Raw genomic sequence first — 24,003 nt, forward strand, 5'->3', positions numbered from 1 at the left:
GGTGCTCACTTCGGGGTGATTTCGCGGCGGTCCGCGCATGGCTCGTTGACGGTCGTCCGCAGTCTCTCTAGCTTCACCTGCGTCTTTCGTCCCCTTGGTGAGCGGGAGGAACCGCAGTTGCGTCGACCCGCACCAGGATGCGCGATCGTCATCGCCCTGTTCGCGGCCCTGGTGCCGGCCCCGACGGCCGCGGGCGCCTCCGGCCGGGCGGATCCGCGGCCGCTGGAACGGCTCTTCGACAACTCCGCGGTCAGCGACGACGCCCGCCCGGACGCGGCGGACTTCGACGGTCTCGGTGCCTCCCTGTCGGCCCGGGACCTCACCGCCGCGGGCTGGACGCCCGGCCGCACGCTCACCGTGCAGGGCGCCCGGCTGACCTGGCCGCTCCGTCAGCCGGGCGAGCCGGACAACGTCCTGGCCGACGGACAGCAGGTGCGCCTGCGCGGACGCGGTGACGCCCTCGCCTTCCTGGTGGCGGGCACGGGCGGTACCACCGTGGGCGGCGTCGGCGAGGTGACGTACGCGGACGGCACCCGCTCCTCGTACCGGCTGGCGGTGCCCGACTGGCGCACCGGTCCGCTCGCCACCAAGGCCGTCGCGCTGCCGCACCGGAACACACCCGCGGGCCCGGTCGCCGGGCGGACCCGGCTGTACGTCGTGACGGTGCCGCTGGTCAGGGGACGTCCGGTCGTCTCGGTACGGCTGCCCCGGGCGGCCGGGGTGCATGTGTTCGCGCTGGCGGTGCGGGCGTCGGGGGCCGGCTGGACCGGGACCTGGGCGGCGGCCACGTCCGGCTATCAGGCCGTGGGGCCGTGGAGCGACCGGACGGTGCGGCTGGTGGTGCACACCTCGGTGGGCGGGCCGCGGGTACGGCTGCGCTTCGACAACACCTTCGCGCAGGCGCCGGTGCGGATCGGCGGCGCGACGGTCGCCGTGCAGGCCGAGGGGGCCGCGGCACGGGAGGTGCCGGTGCCGGTGGCCTTCGGCGGGGCGGCGGGCGTCGAGATCCCGGCGGGGGCACAGGCGTTCAGCGACCCGCTCGGCTTCACCGTGCCCGCGGACACGAATCTGCTGGTGAGCTTCCATCTGCCGGACACGGTGACGGCGGCGCCCGTGCACCGGCTCGCCGTGCAGCAGTCGTACGTCAGCGTGCCGGGCGATCACACGGCCGACGCCTCGGCGGCGGCCTACACGACCGTGCTCTCCGGTTGGCCGCTGCTGACCGGAGTGGACGTGCGGGGCGGGCCGGGATCGGTGGTGGTGATCGGGGACTCGATCACCGACGGCGACCGGTCCACGCCGAACGCGAACCGGCGGTGGCCCGATGTGCTGGCCCGCCGGCTGCTTTCGCAGTTCGTGGTCCCGCACTATGGGGTGCTCAACCAGGGGATCTCCGCCAACCGTGTGGTCGCCGACGGGTATCCCGGTGACGGCGTGTCCACGGACGCCTCCGGGGTGAGCGCCCTCGACCGGCTGGACCGGGACGCCTTCGCGCAGGCCTCGGTCCGTACGGTGATCGTCTTCGAGGGCGTCAACGACGTGCGCCGGCTGGCGACGGCCGGGCAGGTCGTCGCGGGGCTGCGGGAGATCGCCGACCGGGCGCACGCGCGGGGGCTGCGGGTGCTGGCGGCCACCATCCTGCCCTGCGCCGGCGAGATCCGGTGCCCGGCCGCCGTCGACGCCGAGCGGGTCGCGGTGAACACCTGGATCCGGGGCAGCGGCGCCTTCGACGCCGTGCTGGACTTCGACGCGGCCCTGCGGGACCCGGAGCGGCCCGCGCGGATGCTGCCGGCGTACGACAGCGGGGACCATCTGCACCCGGGAGACGCGGGGCTCGCGGCACTGGCCGACTCGGTGGACCTGCGGACGCTGAGGCCGTGAGCCCGCGGGCTCAGGGCGCCAGCGGTACGTCCAGGTCGACCACCACCGGGGCGTGGTCCGAGGCTCCCTTGCCCTTGCGCTCCTCCCGGTCCACGTACGCGTCGGTGACGGCCTTCGCGAAGGGCTCGTTGGCGTACACCAGGTCGATGCGCATGCCGCGGTTCTTGGGGAAGCAGAGCTGACGGTAGTCCCAGTACGTGAACGGGTGGTCGTACTTCAGGGGGCGCGGGACCACGTCCGACAGGCCCGCCTCGCGCAGGGCGGCGAGGGCCGCGCGCTCGGCCGGGGTGACATGGGTGAGGCCCTCGAAGGCGGCCACGTCGTAGACGTCGTCGTCCGTCGGCGCGACGTTGTAGTCACCGAGGACCGCGAAGGGACGGCCGCCGGCCGCGTCTGCGGCGACGGCCGCCCTCAGCACCTCGAACCACTGGAGCTTGTAGGCGTAGTGCGGGTGGTCCACCTCACGGCCGTTCGGCACGTACACCGACCAGACGCGGACCGGGCCGCAGGTCGCGGAGACGGCACGGGGCTCCACACCGCCGTCGTAACCGGGGTCGCCGGGCAGGCCCTTGACGACGTCCTCCAGGCCGACGCGGGAGAGCACCGCCACGCCGTTCCACCGGCCGGTCGCGTGCACCGCCGCCTCGTACCCCAGCTCGCGCAGCTGCTCGAAGGGGAACTGCTCCTCGGCCAGCTTGGCCTCCTGGAGGCAGAGCACGTCCGTGTTGCTGCTCTCCAGCCAGGCCAAGAGCCGCGGCAGGCGGGCGGTGATCGAGTTCACGTTCCAGGTCGCGATGCGCATGCCCCACAACCTACCGGGCGGGTACGACAACGCGGCCTCCCGCCCGTCCGGCTCAGACCTCCGCCGAGTCGCCCGGTGCCAGCCGCAGGTGCTCCGAGCCGCCGAGGCCGCCGATCTGACGGTCGTAGACCGGGCGGGCGAGGTCGGTCAGCAGGGCGTCGTGGATGTCGTAGGCGCGCCGCGGCTTCACCTCGCGGACGTAGTCGATGACCTCGGAGATCTTGTTCCAGGGGGCCATGACGGGCAGCATCAGCGTCTCGACCGGCCGGCCGGGGACGGTGAGGGCGTCGCCGGGGTGGAAGACCGTGCCGCCGTCGATCAGGTAGCCGACGTTGGTGATGCGCGGGATGTCCGGGTGGATCACGGCGTGCAGCTCGCCGTGGACCTGCACGTCGAAGCCGGCGGCGGTGAAGGCGTCACCGTGGCCGACGGTGTGCACCCGGCCCGGGAAGGCGGCCGAGATCTGCTCGGCGACCGACTTCAGGGTCCAGATCTCGGCGGCCGGATTGGCCTCCAGGGCCGCCCGCAGCCGGCCCTCGTCGAAGTGGTCGGCGTGCTCGTGCGTGACGAGGATCGCGTCCGCGCCGGCGGCGGCGTCCTGCTCGCTGAATCCGCCCGGGTCGAGGACGAGCGTCCGCCCGTCCTTCTCGAGACGCACGCACGCGTGGGACATCTTCGTGAGCTTCATGGCTCCATCCTGCCCTGTCGCGCGCCACCGGGACGGCCCGCCCCTGGACGTGCGCCGCCCGGCCGGCGGTCACTCCGTCGGGGTCGTCTCCTCCTTGATCACCTGCTGGGCCACCTTGAAGGCGCTGCCGGCCGCCGGCACACCGCAGTAGACGGCCGCCTGCAGCAGCACCTCCTTGATCTCGCCCGGCGTGAGGCCGTTGCGCAGGGCCGCGCGGGTGTGGGAGGCGAGCTGATCCAGGTGACCGCCGGCGACCAGCGCGGTGAGGGTGACACAGCTGCGGGTCCGCCGGTCCAGGCCGGGACGGTCCCAGATCTCGCCCCAGGCGTAGCGGGTGACCAACTCCTGGAAATCGCCCGAGAACTCGTCCGCCTGCGCCAGCGTCCGGTCCACGTGCGCGTCGCCGAGCACTTCGCGGCGGACCTTGAGCCCCGCCTCGTACGGGTCCGTTCGGCCGTTCGGCTGCGGCGGTACGGCCGCCGGCGCGATCTCGGCGATGGGAACGGACCGCGCGGGCTGCACCGGCGCGGTGAGGACCGGCGTGACGGGCGCCGCCGGGATGGCGATCTGACCGGTGGAGGACTCGACGTAGCCGGGCTGCCAGGCGGTGGAGAAGTGCCGGACCAGCAGGTCGGTGACGGCGGCGGGCTGCTCGACCGGCACCAGGTGGGAGGCGGCGGGCACCACGGCCAGCCGGGCGTCGGGGATCCCCGCGACCAGGGTACGGGCCTCGGCGGGCCCGGTGACCTGGTCCTCCGAGCCCACGAGGACGAGCGTCGGCACGCCCACGCTGCCCAGCTCGGACCGGACGTCGAAGGCGGCCAGCGCCTCGCAGGCGGCTATGTAGCAGCCGGGGTCCGTGGTGCGCACCATCTGCACGGCCCAGTCGGTGATCGCGGGCTGCGTGGCCGCGAACCCGCCGGTGAACCAGCGGTCCGGGGAGGAACGGGCGATGGGGTCGAGCCCGTTCGTCCGTACGATCACCCCGCGCTGGCGGAACTCGTCCGCCGTGCCGAAGCGGGGCGAGGCGGCGATCAGCGCGAGCGAGGCGAGCCGCTCCGGGTGGCGCAGCGCCAGCTCCAGACCGACCGCGCCGCCGAACGCGCAGCCGGCGTAGCCGAAGCGCTGCACGCCGAGCCCGTCGAGCGTGGCCAGCAGCCGGGAGACCAGCTCGGCGACCGAGCCCGCCGGGTACGCGGGCGCGCCGCCGTGCCCCGGCAGGTCGAACCGGAAGACACGCCACTGCTTCGTCAGCTCCGGCACCTGACGGTCCCACATGTGCCAGGTGGTACCGAGCGAGGGTCCGAGGATGAGGACAGGGGCGTCGTCCGGGCCGTCGAAGCGGTACTGGAGGGCGGGGGACTTCGTCTCACTCACCGCTCCACGCTAACCGCCGTCTCCGGCCCCCCGGCCCCTCGGCCCCCAGACCTCACACCCTGCTCCAGGGGATCACCGGCGAACCCTCACACCGCCTTCACGGGACAGCGGCGCACGGCACCACGGTCATGGATCACCCGGTGTGCCGAGACCCGTGAGGGCGCCCACCGGGTCGAGGTCGGGGGTGCCGCGGGGCCACCAGTCGTCACGGCCCGGCTCCGACTCGTAGGCGTACCAGAGGCCGTCGCGGCCGAGACGGAGCTGGACGTGCCCGCGGGGGTGGGTGAGGTGGTTGCGCCAGGGGCGGAAGGCGGGGAGGTCCGCGGCGAGGAGAAGGGGGCGGGCCCGGTCGAAGCGCCCAGCGGGCGGGTCCCAGGGCTCCTCCAGGACGGCCAGCCCCTCCAGGCCGCCCTGGCGCCAGGCGGCGACCGCGCGGGCCAGGTCGGCCGCGGTGCGGCCGGTGGCCGAGGCCAGCGAGGCGTACAGCGCGCGGGTGGCGCCGGTGAGGCCGGAACCGGGGCGGGCGGCGGCGAGCCGGACCGCGTCCTGCCACAGCGTCAGCTCCGCCACCGGGTCCCGTCCGGAGGTCAGCAGGGCGTGGGCGCGGGCCGCGGCGTCGGTGGCCAGCTGGTCCAGCGCGAAGGGGTCCGGGCCGCCGGGCGCGGCGGGGTAGACCGGGGGCTGCTCGGGGTGGGGCGGTACGGGCAACGGCTGCGGCAGCGGCGGGAGCCGGCGTTGCGCGAGGGCTTCCGTGGCGCGTACGCCGGGAAGTGGTGCCGGTTCCTGGTCCTGGGCGGCGCGGGCCGCACGGGCGGCGTTCAGCCGGGAGAGGGCATCGAGCAGCTCGCGTTCGCCGCGGCCGCGCAGCAGAAGCAGGACGAAGGGGTCGGCGTCGAGCAGACGGGCCGTCTGGTAGCAGAGGGCGGCGGCGTGCTTGCAGGGGTGGCCGCGGTCGGGGCAGCTGCAGTGCGGGTCGAGGTCGCGCGGTCCGGGCAGCAACGGCACGCCGCAGTCGGCGAGGGACTGCGGCAGCTCCTTGTCGAGCAGCGCGGCGATGTGCCCGGGCCGCTCGACGGCGGCGTCCAGGAACCGGGCCCAGTCGGCGTCGTCCAGGGTCCGCAGCCTCACCTGCACGCGATACGGGCGTGGCCGGCTGCCCTGCACATATGCCAGCACGAGCCCCGGGGTGACGGTGATGGCGTCCACATGCCCCTGCTCGGCGTAACTCCGCCCACGCGCCAGCCGCTTGGCGTCCAGCGCGCCCTCCTCCAGCGCGGTCACCCAGGCATTTCCCCACCAGGTCGCCGCGAACCGGGGCCCGGCCGAGGGGTCGGACGCGCCGGAGGCCGCCGGTACCGGGGGCGGAGCCGGCAATGCCGGGAAGGTGCGGCGCAGTTCTCCATCGCGGGCGGGGGCGGCCATGGAGGGCGCGTGCTGGGGTGGTGCGGGGGTGTCGGAGGGCCGGGGGCGGGAGGAGTCGGTGGTGTGGGAGGGGTCGCTCGGGAGGGGTGACGCGGGCGGGGTCGGCCGAATCGCGCCTGAACCCTGAGCAGCACGGACGTCGTCGTGGCCCGGGCCGTCCGCCTCGTCCGGCGAAGGCATCCGGAAGGCCCCGGCCAGCAGCTCCTTCACGTTGCGCGCCGTTGCGCCACCGCCACCGTCGCCGCTACGACGGACCGTGCCGGCACCGCGTCCGTCCCCGGCCCGCTCCGCACGACGTGGCCCCCAGGCCGGTCGGCCACCCGAGCGCCCCGCCTCCGCCTCGACCCGCCGCGCCTCACTCCGAGCGGCTCGCAGAGCCTCCCGCGCCACGGTGGCGGGGCGCACAGCCGCGGGATCCGTTGCCGAAGGGTTCTTCTCCGCCCCCTCGCTGGTCGACGGGCTCTCGTCGTCGCCCTGGGGCCGCGCGCTCGGGGGCTGGGTCTCCCCGTTCGAGAAGTCCGCGTCGCTCTGCACCGAGTCGGCCGGTCGGGAGTTCTCGGACGTGCCGGCGCGCCCCGCGTCATCGGTGTCCTCGCCCCTCCCCCGCCTGGCGGCGACCGCCTCACGCAGTGCCGCACGTGCGCCGTCGGCGGGCCGGGATTCATCACGCCGGAGAGACGCGGGCGCCTCCTCGGTTCCCGCGGATTCCTCGGTCGCCGCGCTGTCGGTCGCCGCGCTTTTCTCCGTCGCCGCGCTCTTGTCAGTCGCCGTCGCATCACCGGCCGCCGGGTCCCCGGCCCCTGCGCCCCCGGCCGAAGGCTGCTCCGCCGAGGGCTGCTTCACGGCGGGCTGCCCGACCGCCGACTGCTCCACCGCCGGCGGCTCTGCCTCTCCCCCCGCCGCCCGCCGCTGCCGCTGCAGGGCTTCCCGCAGGGCTCGGCGGGCCTCGTCCGCCGGGCCCGGGGTCATGTGGGCCTCCGGAGGGACACGAGGTCGGACAGTTCGCGGTCGGACAGTTCCGTGAGGGCCGACTCGCCGGAGCCGAGGATGGCGTCGGCGAGGGCACGCTTGGCTTCGAGCATCTCGGCGATACGGTCCTCGACCGTGCCCTCGGTGATGAGGCGGTGGACCTGGACGGGCTGGGTCTGGCCGATGCGGTAGGCACGGTCGGTGGCCTGTTCCTCCACGGCCGGGTTCCACCAGCGGTCGAAGTGGACGACATGGCCCGCGCGGGTGAGGTTCAGTCCGGTGCCGGCCGCCTTGAGGGACAGCACCAGGACCGCGGTCGCGCCGGACTGGAAGCGGTCCACCATGTGCTCGCGGTCGGGGACGGGCGTGCCGCCGTGAAGAAGCTCCACCGGAACGGCGCGGGCGGAGAGGTGGGCGGCGATCAGGCGGGCCATCCCCACGTACTGGGTGAAGACCAGCGCCGATCCGTCCTCCGCCAGCACCGTGTCCAACAGCTCGTCCAGCAGCGCGAGTTTGCCGGAGCGGGCGAGCAGACGGGCGTCGGCCCCCGGCTCCTCCTTCAGGTACAGCGCCGGATGGTCGCAGATCTGCTTCAGCGCGCCCAGCAGCTTCAGCACCAGGCCCCGCCGTGCGATGCCCTCCGCGGTCTCGATGGCCAGCATCGACTCCCGCACCACCGCCTCGTACAGCGCCGCCTGTTCCCGGGTCAGCGGCACCGGATGGTCCGTCTCGGTCTTCGGCGGCAGTTCGGGGACGATCCCGGGGTCGGACTTCTTGCGGCGCAGGAGGAAGGGGCGCACCAGGCGGGCCAGCCGCCGCACCGCCTCCTCGTCCTCGCCGTTCTCCACCGCGCGCGCGTGGCGGGCACGGAAGGACTTCAGGGGGCCCAGGAGCCCGGGGGTGGTCCAGTCGAGCAGGGCCCACAGTTCGGAGAGGTTGTTCTCCACGGGTGTGCCGGTCAGGGCCACGCGTGCCGGGGAGGGGATGGTGCGCAGTGCCTTCGCGGTGGCCGAGTAGGGGTTCTTGACGTGTTGGGCCTCGTCGGCGACGACCATCCCCCAGCGCTGCTCGGCCAGCCGCGGCGCGGTCGTGCGCATCGTGCCGTACGTCGTCAGCACGAAGCCGCCCTCGAGGTCGTCGAGCGTGCGGTCCGGGCCGTGGAAGCGGCGGACGGGGACGCCGGGCGCGAACCGGGTGATCTCCCGCTGCCAGTTGCCCAGCAGGGAGGCCGGGCAGATCACCAGGGTCGGCTCGGTGCGGGCCCGCTTGAGATGCAGGGCGATGACGGTGATCGTCTTGCCGAGCCCCATGTCGTCCGCGAGGCAGCCGCCGAGGCCGAGGGAGGTCATGAGGTCCAGCCAGGCCAGGCCCCGGAGTTGGTAGTCGCGGAGGGTGGCCCGCAGATCCGGGGGTGGTTCGGCGGGGCGCACTCCCGCCGTCAGCCGCTCACGGAGGGCGGCGAGCGCGCCGACCGGTACCGCCTCGACCGTCTCGCCCTCCACCTCCGCGCTGCCGGTCAGGGCCACGGAGAGCGCGTCGACGGGGTCCAGCAGGCCCAGTTCGCGTTTGCGGGCCTTGCGGACGAGGGCGGGGTCCACCAGGACCCAGCGGTCCCGCAGCCGTACGACCGGGCGGTGGGCCTCGGCGAGGGCGTCCATCTCCGCCTCGCTGAGGGGATCGCCGCCGAGCGCCAACTGCCAGCGGAACTGCAGCAGTTCCTCGCTCTCGAAGAAGCCGGTGCCGTCGGTCGCCGAGCCCGGCGCGGACCGTACGACCGCTGCCGCGGACAGGTCCTGGGCGAGGTCGCGGGGCCAGTGCACGGCGACCCCGGCGGCCGCGAGCCGGGTGGCGGCCACGCCGAGCAGATCGCCCAGCTCGTCGTCGTACAGCGCCAGGACGTCGGGCACGTCCTGCTCGGCGAGGCGGTCGAGCGGCGGCCAGATCCGGGCCGCGCGGCGCACGGCGAGGGCCGCGTCCACTCGGGCGCGGGGGCCGAACACCGCGTCCGCCTCGCCCGCCCACAGGGCCGCCGCGTCGACGACCATGGTGGGGTCGGCGAGGCTGTGCACCTGGACGATCGCGGCGCCCGCCCTGCGCACGCCCTCGTCGTCGTCGAACAGTTCGTACGCCGACAGGTCGAGGCGGAGCGAGATGCGCACGCCCGCGTCCATGCCGGCGGCGACCTCCGCCGCCCACTCCTGGGCGGCGGGCAGGCGCTGGGGCCGGCGGTCCGCGAAGGGCCTGCCGGAGACATGGGGTGCGGCGGGGGTACGGGGCAGGGTGTCGGCGACCGCGTCCAGGAAGGAACGCATCAGCGCCTCCGGCTGGGGCAGCCGCAGCGGGCCGGGGCCGGGCAGCGGGACCGCGTGTCCCTCGGAGGGCAGCGCGGCGGCGACCGCGCGGAGGTGCGCGATGTCGTCCGGGTCCAGCGGGCCGGCCCGCCAGGCGTCGTGGCCGCTCGCCGTCAGTCCGGGCAGCAGTCGGCCGCGCGCGGTCAGCCGCAGGGCGTGCAGGGCGGCCGCGCCCCAGCAGGCGGTGGCGGGGTGGGCGGCCGGGTCGCGCCGGGCGCGGACGAGGAGAGGCAGGGCCTCGCCGACCGGCAGGGTCAGGGCGGGGATGGTCCGGCGTCGTACGCCCGCGCCGTGCCGTCGTACGACCGTGAGCTCGGTGTCCTCGGCGGGCAGGGGGCCGCCGTCGGGGTCCCAGAAGGCAACGCGCCCGTCCCGGGGCAGGGGCGCGGGCAGGAAGACCGCCGCGAGCCGGACGGGGACCGACGCCTCCGCGTCCCCCCGCTCCCGCTCGGCCACCGCAGCCGTCGCACGCATACGACCTGTCACCTCCCGCCCGTGTGTCGGATCAGACGTCTTCGACTCTACGGGCGGCCTCTGACAATCGGCCCCGACGACCCCGCCGGGGCCGCCCCCGCTACGGAACGGTGCGGGAGACGACGTAGAAGAACGGGTTGCGCGGGTTGGCCAGGTTCACCACGACGTCCTGCGTCGGCTTCGGGCTCTTCTGTTTGTGGGTGAGGCCGTACCAGGGGCCGGGGCGGGTGAAGATCCAGCCGGTGATCTTCTGGTCGCGGGCGCTGATCGTGATGTCGTCCTTCTTCAGATCGGCGCGGGTGACGCCCATGTCGTGGAGGAAGACGTCGAGGTTGCGCACGGGCGTCTGGAACTGGACGTAGAGCCGGCTGGTCTTCCAGTTGTTGGTCTCGTAGGAGGCGACCATGCCCGAGGGGTGCGGCATCGGCACCTGATAGAGGCGACGCTGCACCTTCGACGGCCAGTCCCTAGTGAGGCCGGTCGCCGCGTACTTGGCCTCCTTGTCCTTGCCGCTGTCGCGGCTCTGGGCCGCGGAGATCACCAGATAGCCGGCCGGGACGCCGATGAGCAGCCCGATGATGAGCAGGGTGAGCGCCCGTCGGCGGATCTTGTGACCGCGCGCCTCGGCCTGCTGGGACGGCTCGCCCGCGGTCGCGCCCTGCTGCGACAGGGATGCCGTCATGCGGTGTCCCGGGTGGAGCGGCCCTGGGTGTAGCGCGCGTAGCGCTCGTACCGCTCGACCCGGCGCCGGTTGGCGCGGCGGAAGCGGCGGGCGACCAGCCGGGCGAGGTCGGCGGCGCCCACCATGCCCGCCTCGGGGCCGAGCTGGGCGCGCACGATCCGGGCCTCGGGGCGGTAGCCGCGGCCGGTGAGCTGCCGCTTGAAGGCGTCGCGCGCGGGGGCGATGAGCAGGTCGTCGGCCGCGCTGACGCCACCGCCGATCACGAAGCAGGACGGGTCCAGGGCCGCGGCGAGGTTGGCGATGCCGACGCCGAGCCACTGGCCGATGTCCTGCAGCAGCTCGACGCACATCGCGTCGCCCTCACGGGCCAGCTCGGTGATCATCGGGCCGGTGATGTCGCCGATCTGCCCCTTGACGTGCTCGATGATCCCGTACGCCACCGGGGAGTCCGCGGCGGCCAGCTCCTTGGCCTCCCGCACCAGGGCGTTGCCGGAGCTGTACTGCTCCCAGCAGCCGCGGTTGCCGCACGGGCAGCGGTGGCCGCCGGGCACGACCTGCATATGGCCGAACTCGCCGGCGACGCCGTACTTGCCGCGCTTGACCTGGCCGTCCTCCAATATGGCGCCGCCGATGCCGGTACCCAGGGTGATCATGACCAGGTGGTCCTCGCCCCGGCCGGCGCCGAAGCGCCACTCGGCCCAGGCGGCGGAGTTGGCGTCGTTGTCCACCAGGACGGGCACGGCGAGCCGGCCCGCGAGGCGGTCGCGCAGGGGCTCGTTGCGCCAGGACAGGTGCGGGGCGAACAGGACGCGGTTGCGGTCGGCGTCCACCCAGCCGGCCGCGCCGATGCCGACGGCGTGCACGTCGTGACGGTCGGAGAGGTCCAGGACCAGTTCGACGATGGTGTCCTCGACGACCTTGGGGCTCTTGGACTTGTCCGGCGTCTCCGTGCGGAGCTTCTCCAGGATGTTGCCGTCGGCGTCCACGACGCCGGCCATCACCTTGGTGCCGCCGATGTCGATGCCCACGGTGGGGACCCGGGGGGCGGTCAGGTGCGACCGGCGTTCCCGGGTGCCGACGGTGCGCAGTGCGGGGGCGCGGCGGGAACCTATGGGGGCGGTGAAGTTGCCGTAGGTGCTCATCAAGGCCCGATTGTGCCGCACGCTCACGGTGGGCGCCGAACGGGGAGCCGCACATCGGTACGGCCCCGCGCGCCACTGAGTGATCCGGTTGCCCTTACATTGCGACATACCCGGACCCTCTTCCGAGCCCCTCAGGACCGTACGAGCAGCTGGAACTCGAAGGAGTAGCGGGACGGGCGGTACGTGTGCGTGCCGTACTCGACCGCTCTGCCCGTGTCGTCGAACGTGACGCGCTGCATGGTGAGCAGCGGTGCCCCCTCCTGCTCGCCGAGGCGGTCGGCCTCGGCGGACGTCGCTCCGCGGGCCCCGATGGTCTGGCGGGCGCTGTGCAGGGTGATGCCCACGGCGCGCATCATGCGGTACAGGCCGGTGGACTCCAGCTGGGACGTGTCCAGGTCTAGCAGCCCCAGCGGGATGAAGTTGCACAGGTGTGCCATCGGTTCGCCGTGCGCGAGACGGAGGCGTTCGACGCGGTGCACGTCGCTGTCCTCGGCGACGCCGAGTGCGGCGGCGACCTCGGCGGTGGCCGGGACGACCGTGTTGACCAGGACCTTCGTGGCGGGGCGCTGGCCGGCCGCCTCCAGGTCGTCGTACAGGCTGGAGAGCTCCAGGGGGCGTTTGACCTGGCTGTGCACGACCTGGGTGCCAACGCCGCGGCGGCGCACCAGGAGGCCCTTGTCGACGAGCGACTGGATGGCCTGGCGGACGGTGGGCCGGGACAGGCCGAGCCGTGCGGCCAGCTCGATCTCGTTGCCCAGCAGGCTGCCGGGGGTGAGCGAGCCGTGCTCGATCGCCGCCTCCAGCTGCTGCGACAGCTGGAAGTACAGGGGCACGGGAGAGCTGCGGTCCACACTGAGCTCGAGCGACACGGTCGGGTCCGTTTCTGGTTTCGGCACGGGCCGAGCGTAGCTCCAGGCGTTGTTGACGGGAAGTTGTGTAGTTCGATTGTCCGGACATATGCATTGACAGCACCCGGCTCGGAGCCCCACTTTTGTTCTCATGCGCATCGGTGTCATCGGGACGGGCCGCATCGGCACGATTCATGCGAACACGCTCAGCCGCCACCGGGAGGTGGGCTCGCTGATCCTCACGGACGTGGATCCGGCGCGGGCCCAGGAGCTCGCGAACCGGCTCGGGGAGACGGCGGCGCCGGGAGTGGACGAGATCTTCCGGTGGGGCGTCGACGCCGTGGTGATCACCACGGCCACGGCGGCCCACGCCGAACTGATCGGTCGGGCAGCACGCTCGGGGCTCCCGGTGTTCTGCGAGAAGCCCATCGCCCTGGATCTGCCCGGCACCTTAAGCGCGATCGCCGAGGTCGAATCCGCCGGAACCATTCTGCAGATGGGGTTCCAGCGCCGCTTCGACAAGGGCTACACGGGCGCCCGGGACGCGGTGCGCTCGGGCCGGCTCGGGCGGCTGCACACCGTAAGGGCGCTGACGTCCGACCAGGCCCCGCCGCCGCCCTCGTGGCTGCCGCTGTCCGGCGGGCTGTACCGGGACACGCTGATCCACGACTTCGACGTCCTGCGCTGGGTGACCGGGCACGAGGTCGTCGACGTGTACGCGGCCGGGTCCGACGCCGGGCCCGCAATGTTCCGGGAGGCGGGCGACGTCGACACCGGCGCGGCGCTGCTGACCCTGGACGACGGCACGCTCGCCACCGCCACGGCGACGCGGATGAACGGCGCCGGGTACGACGTGCGGATGGAGCTGGCCGGGGAGCTGGACCAGATCGTGGTCGGGCTGGACGACCGTACGCCGATCGCGTCCACCGAGCCGACCGGGCCGCCGGCCGCGGACAAGCCGTGGTCGGGGTTCCTGGAGCGCTTCGGACCCGCCTACGAGGCCGAACTGTCCGCCTTCGTCGAGGTGGTCCTGGGCCACCGCGCCAACCCCTGCGACGGCCGCGAGGCGCTGCAGGCGCTACGGATCGCCGAGGCCTGCGAGGTCTCCCGCCGAGAGCGCAGGCCGGTGGCCCTGGCGGAAATCCCGGGCCGGGTGGAGTCGGCCTTCCGATGAACGCCTTCGGGCGGGTGAGCGCCTTCCGGTGAGCGCCCTCTGTGGAGCCCCCTTCGGTAAGCACCCTCGGTGAGCGCGTTCCGGTGAGTGGCCTCCGCTGAGCACCCTCGGGTGAGCACCCTCGGGTGAACGCCCTCGAGTAAACGCCTTTCGGTAAGCACCCTCCGGTTAGCGCCCTCGAGTAAACGCCTTCCGGCGAGCACCCTCGGTCAGCGGCTTCCGGTGAGCGCCATCGGGTCAGCGCCATCGGGTGAGCACCTTCCGAGTCAGCGCCCGGTCAGCGACTTCCGGTGAGCCCCTCCGGCGAGCGACTTCGGGTCCCCGCCCCCTGGTGAACGCCTTCCGGTAAGCACCTTCCAGTGAGCCCCCGGATCAGCGCCCTCGGGTGAACGCCTTCCGGTGAGCGCCATCCAGCGAGCACCTCGCATCAGCGCCCTCCGGTGGGCACCCTCCGGTGAGCGGCTTGACGTGAGTGGGGGCGGCGGGCAGTCACCAGTGGATCGGCAGGCTGCGGACACCCCGCATCAGCATTCCCGGCAGCCAGGCGCCGGGTGGGCCGTCCGGGGCCAGGGCCGGGGCGCGTTCCAGCAGGGTGCGTATCGCCGTGCGGGCCTCCAGGCGGGCCAGGGGGGCGCCCAGGCAGTAGTGGACGCCGTGGCCGAAGGCGAGGTGGCCGCGGGTGTCGCGGCGCGGGTCGAAGCGGTCGGGGTCGGGATAGCGGCCGGCGTCCCGGTCGGCGGCGGTGAGGCCGACCATGACCGCGTCGCCCCGCACGATCTTCGTGCCGGCGATCTCCAGGGTCTCGGCGGCGAACCGGAAGGTCGCGTTCTCCACCGGTCCCTCCCAGCGCAGCGTCTCTTCCACGACACCGTCCACCAGGTCCATGTCGGCGCGCAGGGCGGCGAGTTGGTCCGGGTGGGTGAGCAGGGCGTGGACGGCGTTGGTGATGAGGTTGACCGTCGTCTCGTGCCCGGCGATGAGCAACACGAAGGCCATGCCGCGCAGTTCGCCCGCCGAGAGCCGGTCGCCGTCCTCGGCGGTGGTGCGGATCAGGTCGCTGAGCAGGTCACCGCTCGGGCCGGCGCAGCGCTTGTCCTCGATCAGCTCGGTGAGGTACTCGGCGAGCCGGACGAACGCGGCGTGCTCACTGGCGGAGTCGGTCGGCGCGACCGCCTCGGTGGAGATCTTCCGGAACTCCGAGCGGTCCATCTCGGGCACGCCCAGCAGCTCGCAGATCACGGTGATGGGCAGCGGGTAGGACAGCGACTCGACCAGGTCGGCGCGCCCGCGCGGGAGCATCGCGTCGAGCAGGTCGTCGGTGATCTCCTGGATCCTGGGCCGCAGTAGCTCCACGCGGCGCATGGTGAAGGCGCGGGAGACCAGGGAGCGCAGCCGCGTGTGCTGGGGCGGGTCGGTGCCCAGCAGGTACTTGCCGATCAGCTCCTCGTCCAGGAACAGCATGCCGATCTTGCTGCCGTCCTTCGACAGCCGCGGGTCGGCGAGTGCGGCGCGTGCCTCCTCGTACCCGACGACGAGCCAGGTCTCGTGGTGGGCGTCCACGCCCGGCAGCCGCACGCGGTGCACGGGGCCGCGCTCGCGCAGGCGCGCGTAGACGGGGTGCGGGTCGGCGCGGAAGGCGTCACCGAACTCCCCCAGGTCGATCAACTCCGCCATGCTCTTCCCCGCCCTCCCCCGTCCGGTTTTCTCCCGGCACCCGGGACAACGCACGGCGACCGCCGTCAGTGCCCGTCGCCGCCGGTTTCCTCCAGGAGCCCCGCGTCGTAGGCCAACAGGGCGATCTGCACACGGTTGTTGAGGTCGAGCTTGGCCAGGATGCGGGAGACATGGGTCTTCACGGTGGCGACGCTCATGAACAGCTCCGCGGCGATCTCGGCGTTGGCGAGGCCGCGGCCGACCGCGACGGCGACCTCGCGTTCGCGGTCGTTGAGGAGCGCGATGCGCGCGCGGGCGCGCGTGCGGCGCGTGTCGGCGGCGTTGCCCACGGCGTGCTCGACCAGCTGGCGGGTGACGGTCGGCGACAGCACCGGATCGCCGGTCGCGACCCGGCGCACCGCGTCGACGATCTCGGCGGGCGGGGTGTCCTTGAGGACGAACCCGGCGGCACCCGCGCGCAGGGCGCGCAACACCTGTTCGTCGGCGTGGAAGGTGGTGAGGACCACGATCTGCGGGGCGTCCTTGCGGGCGCGCAGCCGTTCCGTGGCCGTGAGTCCGTCGACCGACGGCATCCGGATGTCCATGAGGACCACATCCGGGCGGGTGCGGTCGACGAGCGCCTCGACCTCGCTTCCGTCGGCGGCCTCGCCGACGATCTCGATGTCGTCGGCACCGCCCATCATCAGGGACAGTCCGGCCCGCACCAGGGGGTCGTCGTCGACGAGCAGCAGTCTGATCGCAGTCATGGGGCTTACGTAACCAGATCCACCACCGGCTCAGTGCGTGAAGTCATGCCCAGGGCAGCCATGCCCGCACCTGGAACCCGCCGTCGTCCCGCACCCCGTGCTCCAGCCGGCCCCCGGCCAGCGTGGCCCGCTCCGTCAGTCCGATCAGGCCCTGCCCCGAACCGGGGACGGACGGGACGTCCCCCTCGAGGGCGGGGTTGCCCACGGTCACGACCAGGCCGTCTCCGGGCGCGCCCTCGACCTCGACGGTGACCTCCGTGCCGGGGGCGTGCTTGCGGGCGTTGGTGAGGCCCTCCTGGGCGATGCGGTAGGCGGTGCGGCCGACGGAGGCGGGCACGGCGGCCGGGTCGGCGACCCGGCCGGCCAAGGTGACCTTCATGCCGGCCTCACGGGACTCGGCGACCAGCGCGTCGAGCGCGGCGAGCGTCGGCTGGGGACGTCCCGCCTCGTCCGACTCGCCGGCGCGCAGCACGCCGATGATCTCCCGCAGGTCCTGCAGGGCCTCGTGGGCGCTCTCCCGGATGACGCCGGCCGCCCGCGCGATCTCCTCCCGGGGCGCGTCGGGGCGGAACTCCAGGGCGCCCGCATGGACGCTCAGCAGCGTCAGCCGGTGCGCGAGGACGTCGTGCATCTCCCGGGCGATGGCCTCCCGGGCCAGCCGCTGTGCCTGCTCGGCCCGCAGCCGGGCCTCCGTCTCGGCACGCCGGGCCCGGTCCCGCAGGCTCACCATGAGCTGCCGTTTGGACCGTACGAACATGCCCCAGCCGATCACCGTGAGGGTGAGCAGCTCGGTGAAGGCGACCGCTCCGGGGTACGGCAGGTCGGGGTCGGGGCGCATCCAGAAGAACAGCGGGACCAGTGCCAGCTGGATGCCGCCTATCCAGCCGACGTACCGCAGGGGCCGGTGCACGGCGAGCGTGAACAGGGCGATCATGGCCGCGCCGCCCGCCGTGTTCGACAGCAGGCCGACGGGGATCATGGCGACGGCCAGCCCGAGCGGCCAGCGGCGGCGCACCCAGACCGCGCCGCAGGCGAGGGCGCCGAGCAGCTGGTCGAGGACGGCCAGGGAGTGCGGGGTGTGCTGGTCGTGGGAGAGGGTGTCCGCGGCCGCCAGACCGATGGCCACGGCGAGCAGGAAGCAGGTGAAGTCGACGACCCAGTCGCGGGCGGTGCGCCGGGGCCGCCCGGAGCGCCCCCTCCGCCCGGCGTCGGGGTCGAGTTCATGGAGGACGGCGGACGGAAACAGCCATCCGCGCCCCACGATCCGCGCCGGTTCGTCATCGCTCACGGTCGACAAATCTACGCAGCCGGGGCGCCGCGCACCCCTCCGTGCGGGCGATCGCCGACCAAAGTCGCACCGCCGCAGACTTTCGGCGCGTGCGGGCCCGCGAGGGGGTACTTCGGTCGGACAGGGCTCGCCCCGCGGCCGATGTGCGTGGGGGGACCGCGGGGCGAGGGTCGTGCCATGAGACGGCTACTGGAGGTTCTCGGTTTTCTGGCGCTGGTGCAGGGCGTGCTGGGCCTGGTGGACGAGTTCACCCACTGGCATGCGGGCCTCGTGCGGCGGCTCGGCTTCCTCGACGGCTACGGGGTCTATGCGAGCGTCGCCCTGCTGGTCCTGGCGTTCGCGCTGTTCGCCGCGGCGGAGAGCCGCAAGTCCGGCTGACTCAGCAGTCGAAGTCGATCAGGTCGAACGTGGCGTAGTGGTCGGAGGTGTAGTAGTCCTCCTGGTACTCCTCACCGGTCACGATGCGGCGGGCCCCGCGCGTGGCGGAGCCGGGCGTCTTGACCGTGTACTCGTGGTAGTACCCGGACGGCTGGCTGGGCAGGACGTGTTCCTGGTTGCGGAAGACGACGCCGTCCTGCGAGTACGGGAAGGGGCCGCCCGAGGCGATCAGGTCGAGCGTGTCGTACGCCTGGGAGGGCAGGTCGCCGTAGCAGATGCTGCCGACGGCGGCGGCCGCCGGCGTGGCGGTGACGGCGCCGCCGACGAGGAGGGCGGAGACGAGAGCGGCTGCGGCACCGATGCGAGTGGCGCGTGGGGGGATTCTCATGGCCAACATGATGACGCGCGTAGACAGTGGCATGTCAATGACAACTCTGCGGATTTTGCCGTGGCGTCGGATGAGTTTTCCGCGCGTTAACGTGGGGCCGTGCGTCGCCACACGGTCCCCACACGGCATGCGGTCAGGCGTTCTCCGGAAGCTCGTAGGAGCCGTACTCGGGGCGGCCGGCCGCGTCGTACGTCTGGATGGAGACCCCGGCGGGGGTGACACGTCCGCCGGTGTGGCGGAACCGCGTCGGCACGGAGCCCTCCGGGAAGAGGCGCAGGCCGGAGCCGAGGACCACCGGGAACGTCGCCAGGTGCACGGTGTCGAGCAGGTCGAGCGAGAGCAGGGAGCGCACGAGGGCGCCGCTGCCGTGCACCTGGATCTCGCCGTCGGTACGCTCCTTGAGCGCGGTGACCTCCTTGGCGAGGTCGCCGCCGAGCACGGTGGTGCCGGACCAGGAGGGATCGGTGAGGGTGGCCGAGGGGACGTACTTCGGCAGGGCGTTCAGCTGGGCTGCGACGCGGTTGGCCGGGTCGGTCACCTTCGGCCAGTACCCGGCGAAGATGTCGTACGTACGGCGGCCGAGGAGGAACGCCGAGGGGCGTTCGAAGACCTCGCCGATGAACTCTCCGAAGCCTTCGTCGCCGTAGACGAAACTCCAGCCGCCGTGCTCGAAGCCGCCCCGGGTGTCCTCCTGCGGGCCGCCCGGGCCCTGGTAGACGCCGTCGAGGGTGACGAAGATGGTGGAGACGAGCTTGCCCATGTCGGGTGCCTGCTTCCTTCCGCGGGGTCTGTTGTCATCACCTCAGACCCCGTGGCGCCCCGCAACTCATCGCTGACGCGCGGGTGTACGGCGGCTCAGCCGGCGTTCGTGGAGAAGAGGCCGCCCGTCGGGCCCTGCTTGTCGCCGCCCTGGGCCTTCCTCAGGGCGTTGGCCAGGCTCTCGATGGTCAGGGACTGGAGGATGACGCGGCCGTTGCCCTCCAGGGTGGCCAGGGAGAGGCCCTCGCCGCCGAAGACGGCGTTCATGATGCCCTGGCGGTTGAGGCCGCCGACGCGCTGGACGCCGTACTGGATGCCCTCCTCGAAGGCGACGACGCAGCCGGTGTCGACCTCGATGCGGCCGCCGAAGTCGGCCGGGTTGAGGTCGATGAAGTTGCCGGCGCCGGCGATGATCACCGTGCCGCGGCCGGTGAACTTCTCCAGGATGAAGCCCTCGCCGCCGCTCATGCCGGTGCGGCCGCCCTGGAAGGCGATGCCGAAGTCGACGGTGGACTCCGCGGCCACGAAGGCGTCCTTCTCGGCGAACCACGCGCGTGTGCCGTCGAGTTCCAGGGCGCGCATCTCGCCGGGGAGCACGCCCGCGAAGCCGACCGTGCCCTCGCCACCCTGCGCGCTGAAGTACTGGAAGGCCATCGACTCGCCCGCGAGCATGCGCTGGCCGACCTGCATGGCGGTGCCCATGGCCTGGCGCAGCATGCCGCCCATGCCGCCGCCTCCGCCCTGCTGCTGGCCGCCGCCGTTCGACGGGCCCGACAGGCGGGTCTCCATGGTCACGTTCACCGTCTTGAACAGGAACTTTCCGGCCTCGCAGTAGACGGTCTGGCCGGGCTGCAGGTTGACGACCGCCATCTGCATGGCGTTGCCGACGATCTCTTGCTGAAGTGTCACGTGGAGAGAACGCCAGAAGTGCCGCGAAGAGTTCCGGCCCCTCCGGCCTGTCCGGGCGGCCCGAGGTCGGTGTCCGACGCCCGCCAGCGCGGGCGCGCCACGGCCGCTGGGATGGACCCATGACAACGCTGACAACGACTTGTGGGCCGCTGCACGGCAAGGTGGCGCTGGTCACCGGGGGCAGCCGGGGCATCGGAGCGGCGACGGCGGTGCGGCTCGCGCGGGAGGGCGCGGACGTGGCCCTCACCTATGTGAACGGCAAGGAGGCGGCCGAGGACGTCGTACGGCGCGTCGAGGCGCTGGGGCGGCGGGCCACGGCCCTGCGCGCGGACGCCGGGGACGCGGGCGAGGCGGCCGGGGCGGTGGAGCGTGCGGCCGGGGCGCTGGGCGGGCTGGACGTGCTCGTGAACAACGCGGGCGTGGGCGTGCTCAGGCCCTTGGAGGACCTCTCGCTCACGGACGTCGACCGGGTGCTGGCCGTGAACGTGCGCGGGGTGTTCCTGACCTCGCAGGCTGCGGCCGCACGGATGCCGTCGGGCGGGCGGATCATCACGATCGGGACGTGCATGGCGCAGCGGGTTCCGGGGCCCGGCGGGACGCTCTACGCGACCAGCAAGTCGGCCCTCGTCGGCCCGACGAAGGCGCTCGCGCGGGAGCTGGGCGGGCGCGGGATCACGGCGAACATCGTGCATCCCGGCCCGACCGACACCGACATGAACCCGGTCGACGGACCGTACGCGGCGGGTCAGGCGGCGATGACGGCCGTGGGACGGTTCGGTACGGCGGAGGAGGTGGCGTCGATGGTCGCGTACCTGGCGGCGGCGGAGTACGTCACCGGGGCGGAGTTCGCCGTGGACGGAGGACACGCGGCGTGACCCACGCGCGAGGCGCACCACTGATCCGGCGCACCTCACGCGCGTGCGGGCCGGCCGCCGGGACGTGCGGCCGGGCACGCGGAGTGAACGACGTGCGGGGCGCACCGGTGATCGGTGCGCCTCACGCGCGTACGGGCCGGTCGCCCGGGCGTGCGCCCGGGCACGCGGCATGACCCACGGATCGGGCGCACCGGTGATCGGTGCGCCCTACGCGCGTACGGGGCCAGTCGCCCGGGCGTGCGCCCGGGTACGCGGCATGACCCACGGATCGGGCGCACCGGTGATCGGTGCGCCCTACGCATACCTGCCGTGGTCGCCCAGGCGTGCGGCGCGCGGGTCACCCGGGCATGGCAGCGCACGGTCACCGGGCATGCGGCGCACGAGTCACCCTGGCCCACGGCGCACCAGTCGCTCCGGCGCACGAGTGGCCCCGGCGGGCGGCGCATGGGTCACGCTGGCGCGCGGCGCGCGATTCACCCCGGCGCGCGAGTCTCCCGGCGCGCCGCCGCGCTCGTGCTAGCCGCCCAGTTCCTGGTGCCGTGCCGACAGGTCCGACGCGCCCTGGGGCGTCAGGGAACCGAACAGACGCAGCCGGGAGATGCCTCCGTCGGGATAGATGTCCACGCGTGCGTGCGTGCCGGTCGCCGGGGACGGGAGGACGAAGCGGTGGTTGGTGTCGGGCTGGAGGCGGGTGCGCGGGAGGATCTCCGTCCAGTCGCCGCTCTCGCCGTCCTTGACGGACACCGACGCCCAGCCGGCGCTGTTGCCCTTCAGATACGCCGTGTCGATCTCCAGGGCGCGGATGGCCGCCTGAGCCGCCAGGCGGTAGCGGATCCAGTCGTTGCCCCGGTCACGGCGCCGGCGGGTCTCCCAGCCGTCGTCCATCTTGCGGGAGCGGCCGGGCTGGATGGTGTTGGTGGCCGGCGAGTAGAAGAGGTTCGAGGCGTCCTCGACCCGGCCGCCGTTCTCCAGGGCGACGACGTCGAAGGTGCCGAGGGTCGCCAGCCACGTCGGGTCGGGCACGACCTCGCCGTACACCCGCAGCCGGGCGATGCCTCCGTCGGGGTGCTGGTTGACCCGCAGGTGCGTGAAGCGCTGCTCGACCAGGACGGCGAAGCCGTTCGCCGCGTGGCCGCCCACCGGGGTGCGCGGGACGAGGGTCGTCCACTTCACGTCGTCGCCGAGGAGTTCCTCCGGGGAGGGGGAACCGGGCACGGAGGTGCCCTCGACCGACACCGCCTGCGGGTAGTTGCCGCGGAAGTGGGCCGTGTCGACGACGATGCCCCGGATCACGCCGGGCGCGCCGAGGCGGACCAGGGCCCAGTCGTGGTCCTCGGCCGTCGGCCAGGGATGCCCGGCGCTCGCGCCGCGGCGGCGCCGGGTCTCCCAGCCGTCCATGATCTTGCCCTTGTGCCCGAAGTGCTCGGGGTCGAACTCGGCCGGCCCCGGCACCAGGAGGTTCTCCCGCTGGGCGAAGAACTCGTCGTTGGCGGCGATGACACCGGCGCCGAGCTGCCGGTCGGCGAGGTTGGCGTACTGGGTGAAGGGGAAGTCGGCGGCGCGGTAGTCCGCGTACGGGTCGCCGCCGCCGTAGGGGTTCGCGTCGCCGGTGAAGCTGGGGATCGCCGTCACGGGGTGTGTGCCTTTCGGGAGTCGGCCGCTGCGGGTGCGGAGGGAGGTCAGGGGGTGCGGGTGAGCAGGCGGCCCTTCGGCGCGGTGAACTCGCCGTCCGCCACGATGCGTTCGCCGCGCAGCCAGGTCGACCTCACGACGCCGTACAGGGTCCTGCCCGCATACGCCGTCACACGGTTGCGGTGCTGCAGGGCCGCCGGGTCGACGGTGAAGGTCTCGTCGGGGGCGAGGACGGCGAAGTCGGCGTCGCGACCGGGGGCGATGGCGCCCTTGTGCGCGTCCAGGCCGACCAGTTCCGAGGTCCGCGTGGACATCCAGCGGACCACGTCCTCCAACGAATGGCCACGCGCCCGGGCCGCCGTCCAGACCGCGGACAGGCTCAGCTGCAGGCCCGAGATGCCGCCCCAGGCGGTCGCGAAGTCGTCCGTCTTGAGGTCGGCCGTGGACGGGGAGTGGTCGGTGACCACGCAGTCGATCGTGCCGTCGGCCAGCGCCTGCCACAGCAGGTCCTGATTGGCGGACTCGCGGATGGGCGGGCAGCACTTGAACTCGCTGGCGCCGTCCGGGACTTCCTCCGCGGTGAGGGTCAGATAGTGCGGGCACGTCTCGACGGTGACGCGGACGCCCTCCGCCTTCGCCTCGGCGATCAGCGGCAGCGCGTCGCTCGACGACAGGTGCAGTACGTGCACGCGCGCGTCGAGGCGTTTCACCTGGGCGATGAGCTGCGCGATCGCCGTGTCCTCGGCGTCGCGGGGCCGGGAGGCCAGGAAGTCGGCGTAGCGGGGGCCGCCCTGCTGCGGGGCGGCCTCCAGGTGGTGCGGGTCCTCGGCGTGCACGATCAGCAGGCCGCCGAAGGAGGAGATCTCGGCCAGGGACCGGGCCAGCCGGTCCTGGTCGAGGTGCGGGAACTCGTCAACGCCGGAGGGGGACAGGAAAGCCTTGAAGCCGAAGACGCCGGCCTCGTGGAGCGGGCGGAGGTCCTTGACGTTGTCCGGCAGGGCACCGCCCCAGAAGCCGACGTCGATGTGCGCCTTGTCGGCGGCGACCGCCTGCTTGGTCCGGAGGTGGTCGACCGTCGTGGTCGGCGGGAGGGAGTTGAGCGGCATGTCGACGAGGGTGGTGATGCCGCCGGCCGCCGCCGCGCGGGTGGCGGTCCAGAAGCCCTCCCACTCGGTGCGGCCGGGGTCGTTGACGTGCACGTGCGTGTCGACCAGGCCGGGCAGCAGGACGTCGTCGCCGAGGTCCTCCAGGCGGGCACCCTCCGGCACGGGAGCGTCGTACGCCTGTACGGCCGTGATCCTGCCCCCGGCGACCGCGACCGAGGCGGCCCGCGTTCCCTCCGGGGTGATGACGCGCGTCGAGCGCAGCACCAGTTCAGCGTCGGACACCCGGACCCCTCTCTGCCGCCGTTAACTTCCGCGTAACGGAATTCAACTTTCTGTTGAAGGAGTCTTCACTCCCGCCCCCGCGCCGTCAAGGGCACACTGACGGGTGGGGCTTCCCTGGCGGCCACACTGGACGTTTCCACAAAGCGGAATTAGACT

The 24,003-nt window shown here is 73.3% G+C and carries 20 protein-coding genes; 4 read left to right on the forward strand and 16 right to left on the reverse strand.

Features of this window, described 5'->3' with window-relative positions; genetic code table 11:
* The first annotated feature begins 117 nt into the window (after positions 1–117).
* Positions 118–1,881, forward strand: coding sequence for an SGNH/GDSL hydrolase family protein (locus tag ACWCQ1_RS11890; protein ID WP_451026370.1), 1,764 nt, complete (start codon positions 118–120; stop codon positions 1,879–1,881).
* A gap of 10 nt (positions 1,882–1,891) precedes the next feature.
* On the opposite strand, the gene ACWCQ1_RS11895 is transcribed toward ACWCQ1_RS11890, so the two are convergent.
* The 8 genes from ACWCQ1_RS11895 to ACWCQ1_RS11930 form a co-directional block, all read right to left on the reverse strand.
* A complete protein-coding gene (locus ACWCQ1_RS11895) occupies positions 1,892–2,683 on the reverse strand; it encodes an exodeoxyribonuclease III (RefSeq protein ID WP_358596522.1) in 792 nt (263 codons plus the stop codon).
* Positions 2,684–2,735: 52 nt separating this feature from the next.
* Complete coding sequence (locus ACWCQ1_RS11900) at positions 2,736–3,371, reverse strand: MBL fold metallo-hydrolase (RefSeq protein WP_451026371.1); 636 nt, start codon at positions 3,369–3,371, stop codon at positions 2,736–2,738.
* A 69-nt stretch (positions 3,372–3,440) separates the two neighbouring features.
* Positions 3,441–4,748, reverse strand: a complete 1,308-nt coding sequence (pcaDC, locus tag ACWCQ1_RS11905; RefSeq protein ID WP_358596528.1) for a bifunctional 3-oxoadipate enol-lactonase/4-carboxymuconolactone decarboxylase PcaDC — start codon at positions 4,746–4,748, stop codon at positions 3,441–3,443.
* Between the two features lie 126 nt (positions 4,749–4,874).
* Positions 4,875–7,139 (reverse strand): SWIM zinc finger family protein, encoded by a 2,265-nt coding sequence (locus tag ACWCQ1_RS11910; protein ID WP_451026372.1) that lies wholly within the window; start codon positions 7,137–7,139, stop codon positions 4,875–4,877.
* A complete protein-coding gene (locus ACWCQ1_RS11915) occupies positions 7,136–9,964 on the reverse strand; it encodes an SNF2-related protein (protein WP_451026373.1) in 2,829 nt (942 codons plus the stop codon). The genes ACWCQ1_RS11910 and ACWCQ1_RS11915 overlap by 4 nt, the downstream gene beginning before the upstream one ends.
* Before the next feature lie 100 nt (positions 9,965–10,064).
* Complete coding sequence (locus ACWCQ1_RS11920) at positions 10,065–10,646, reverse strand: sugar kinase (protein ID WP_133041776.1); 582 nt, start codon at positions 10,644–10,646, stop codon at positions 10,065–10,067.
* Positions 10,643–11,788, reverse strand: coding sequence for an ROK family glucokinase (locus ACWCQ1_RS11925; protein WP_358596761.1), 1,146 nt, complete (start codon positions 11,786–11,788; stop codon positions 10,643–10,645). Before ACWCQ1_RS11925 ends, ACWCQ1_RS11920 begins: the two co-directional genes overlap by 4 nt.
* A gap of 131 nt (positions 11,789–11,919) precedes the next feature.
* Positions 11,920–12,657: a GntR family transcriptional regulator gene (locus tag ACWCQ1_RS11930; RefSeq protein WP_358596764.1), complete on the reverse strand. Its 738-nt coding sequence runs from the start codon at positions 12,655–12,657 to the stop codon at positions 11,920–11,922.
* A 130-nt stretch (positions 12,658–12,787) separates the two neighbouring features.
* Here ACWCQ1_RS11930 and ACWCQ1_RS11935 point away from each other — a divergent pair, with 130 nt between their 5' ends.
* Positions 12,788–13,810: a Gfo/Idh/MocA family protein gene (locus ACWCQ1_RS11935; protein WP_133041775.1), complete on the forward strand. Its 1,023-nt coding sequence runs from the start codon at positions 12,788–12,790 to the stop codon at positions 13,808–13,810.
* A gap of 489 nt (positions 13,811–14,299) precedes the next feature.
* Here ACWCQ1_RS11935 and ACWCQ1_RS11940 read toward each other — a convergent pair whose 3' ends face one another.
* From ACWCQ1_RS11940 to ACWCQ1_RS11950, 3 genes are all read right to left on the reverse strand, one after another.
* Positions 14,300–15,484, reverse strand: a complete 1,185-nt coding sequence (locus tag ACWCQ1_RS11940; protein ID WP_358596539.1) for a cytochrome P450 family protein — start codon at positions 15,482–15,484, stop codon at positions 14,300–14,302.
* 65 nt (positions 15,485–15,549) lie between these two features.
* Positions 15,550–16,230, reverse strand: a complete 681-nt coding sequence (locus ACWCQ1_RS11945; RefSeq protein ID WP_133041774.1) for a response regulator transcription factor — start codon at positions 16,228–16,230, stop codon at positions 15,550–15,552.
* A 43-nt stretch (positions 16,231–16,273) separates the two neighbouring features.
* Entirely contained in the window at positions 16,274–17,527 is a 1,254-nt protein-coding gene (locus ACWCQ1_RS11950; protein WP_451026374.1) for a sensor histidine kinase, read from the reverse strand.
* Positions 17,528–17,695: 168 nt separating this feature from the next.
* Here ACWCQ1_RS11950 and ACWCQ1_RS11955 point away from each other — a divergent pair, with 168 nt between their 5' ends.
* Positions 17,696–17,896, forward strand: a complete 201-nt coding sequence (locus ACWCQ1_RS11955; RefSeq protein WP_133041772.1) for a hypothetical protein — start codon at positions 17,696–17,698, stop codon at positions 17,894–17,896.
* A 1-nt stretch (position 17,897) separates the two neighbouring features.
* Here ACWCQ1_RS11955 and ACWCQ1_RS11960 read toward each other — a convergent pair whose 3' ends face one another.
* From ACWCQ1_RS11960 to ACWCQ1_RS11970, 3 genes are all read right to left on the reverse strand, one after another.
* Positions 17,898–18,284, reverse strand: a complete 387-nt coding sequence (locus tag ACWCQ1_RS11960) for a ribonuclease domain-containing protein (protein ID WP_358596545.1) — start codon at positions 18,282–18,284, stop codon at positions 17,898–17,900.
* Positions 18,285–18,417: 133 nt separating this feature from the next.
* Positions 18,418–19,044, reverse strand: a complete 627-nt coding sequence (locus ACWCQ1_RS11965; RefSeq protein WP_133041770.1) for a dihydrofolate reductase family protein — start codon at positions 19,042–19,044, stop codon at positions 18,418–18,420.
* A 95-nt stretch (positions 19,045–19,139) separates the two neighbouring features.
* Positions 19,140–19,952, reverse strand: coding sequence for an AIM24 family protein (locus tag ACWCQ1_RS11970; RefSeq protein ID WP_133041769.1), 813 nt, complete (start codon positions 19,950–19,952; stop codon positions 19,140–19,142).
* Between the two features lie 119 nt (positions 19,953–20,071).
* Here ACWCQ1_RS11970 and ACWCQ1_RS11975 point away from each other — a divergent pair, with 119 nt between their 5' ends.
* Entirely contained in the window at positions 20,072–20,827 is a 756-nt protein-coding gene (locus ACWCQ1_RS11975) for an SDR family oxidoreductase (protein ID WP_451026375.1), read from the forward strand.
* A 516-nt stretch (positions 20,828–21,343) separates the two neighbouring features.
* Here ACWCQ1_RS11975 and alc read toward each other — a convergent pair.
* Both alc and allB read right to left on the reverse strand, forming a co-directional pair.
* A complete protein-coding gene (gene alc, locus ACWCQ1_RS11980) occupies positions 21,344–22,459 on the reverse strand; it encodes an allantoicase (RefSeq protein ID WP_358596552.1) in 1,116 nt (371 codons plus the stop codon).
* Between the two features lie 47 nt (positions 22,460–22,506).
* Positions 22,507–23,847: an allantoinase AllB gene (gene allB / locus ACWCQ1_RS11985; RefSeq protein WP_358596555.1), complete on the reverse strand. Its 1,341-nt coding sequence runs from the start codon at positions 23,845–23,847 to the stop codon at positions 22,507–22,509.
* Between the last annotated feature and the right edge of the window lie 156 nt (positions 23,848–24,003).

The sequence above is a fragment of the Streptomyces sp. NPDC002144 genome (assembly GCF_053593695.1).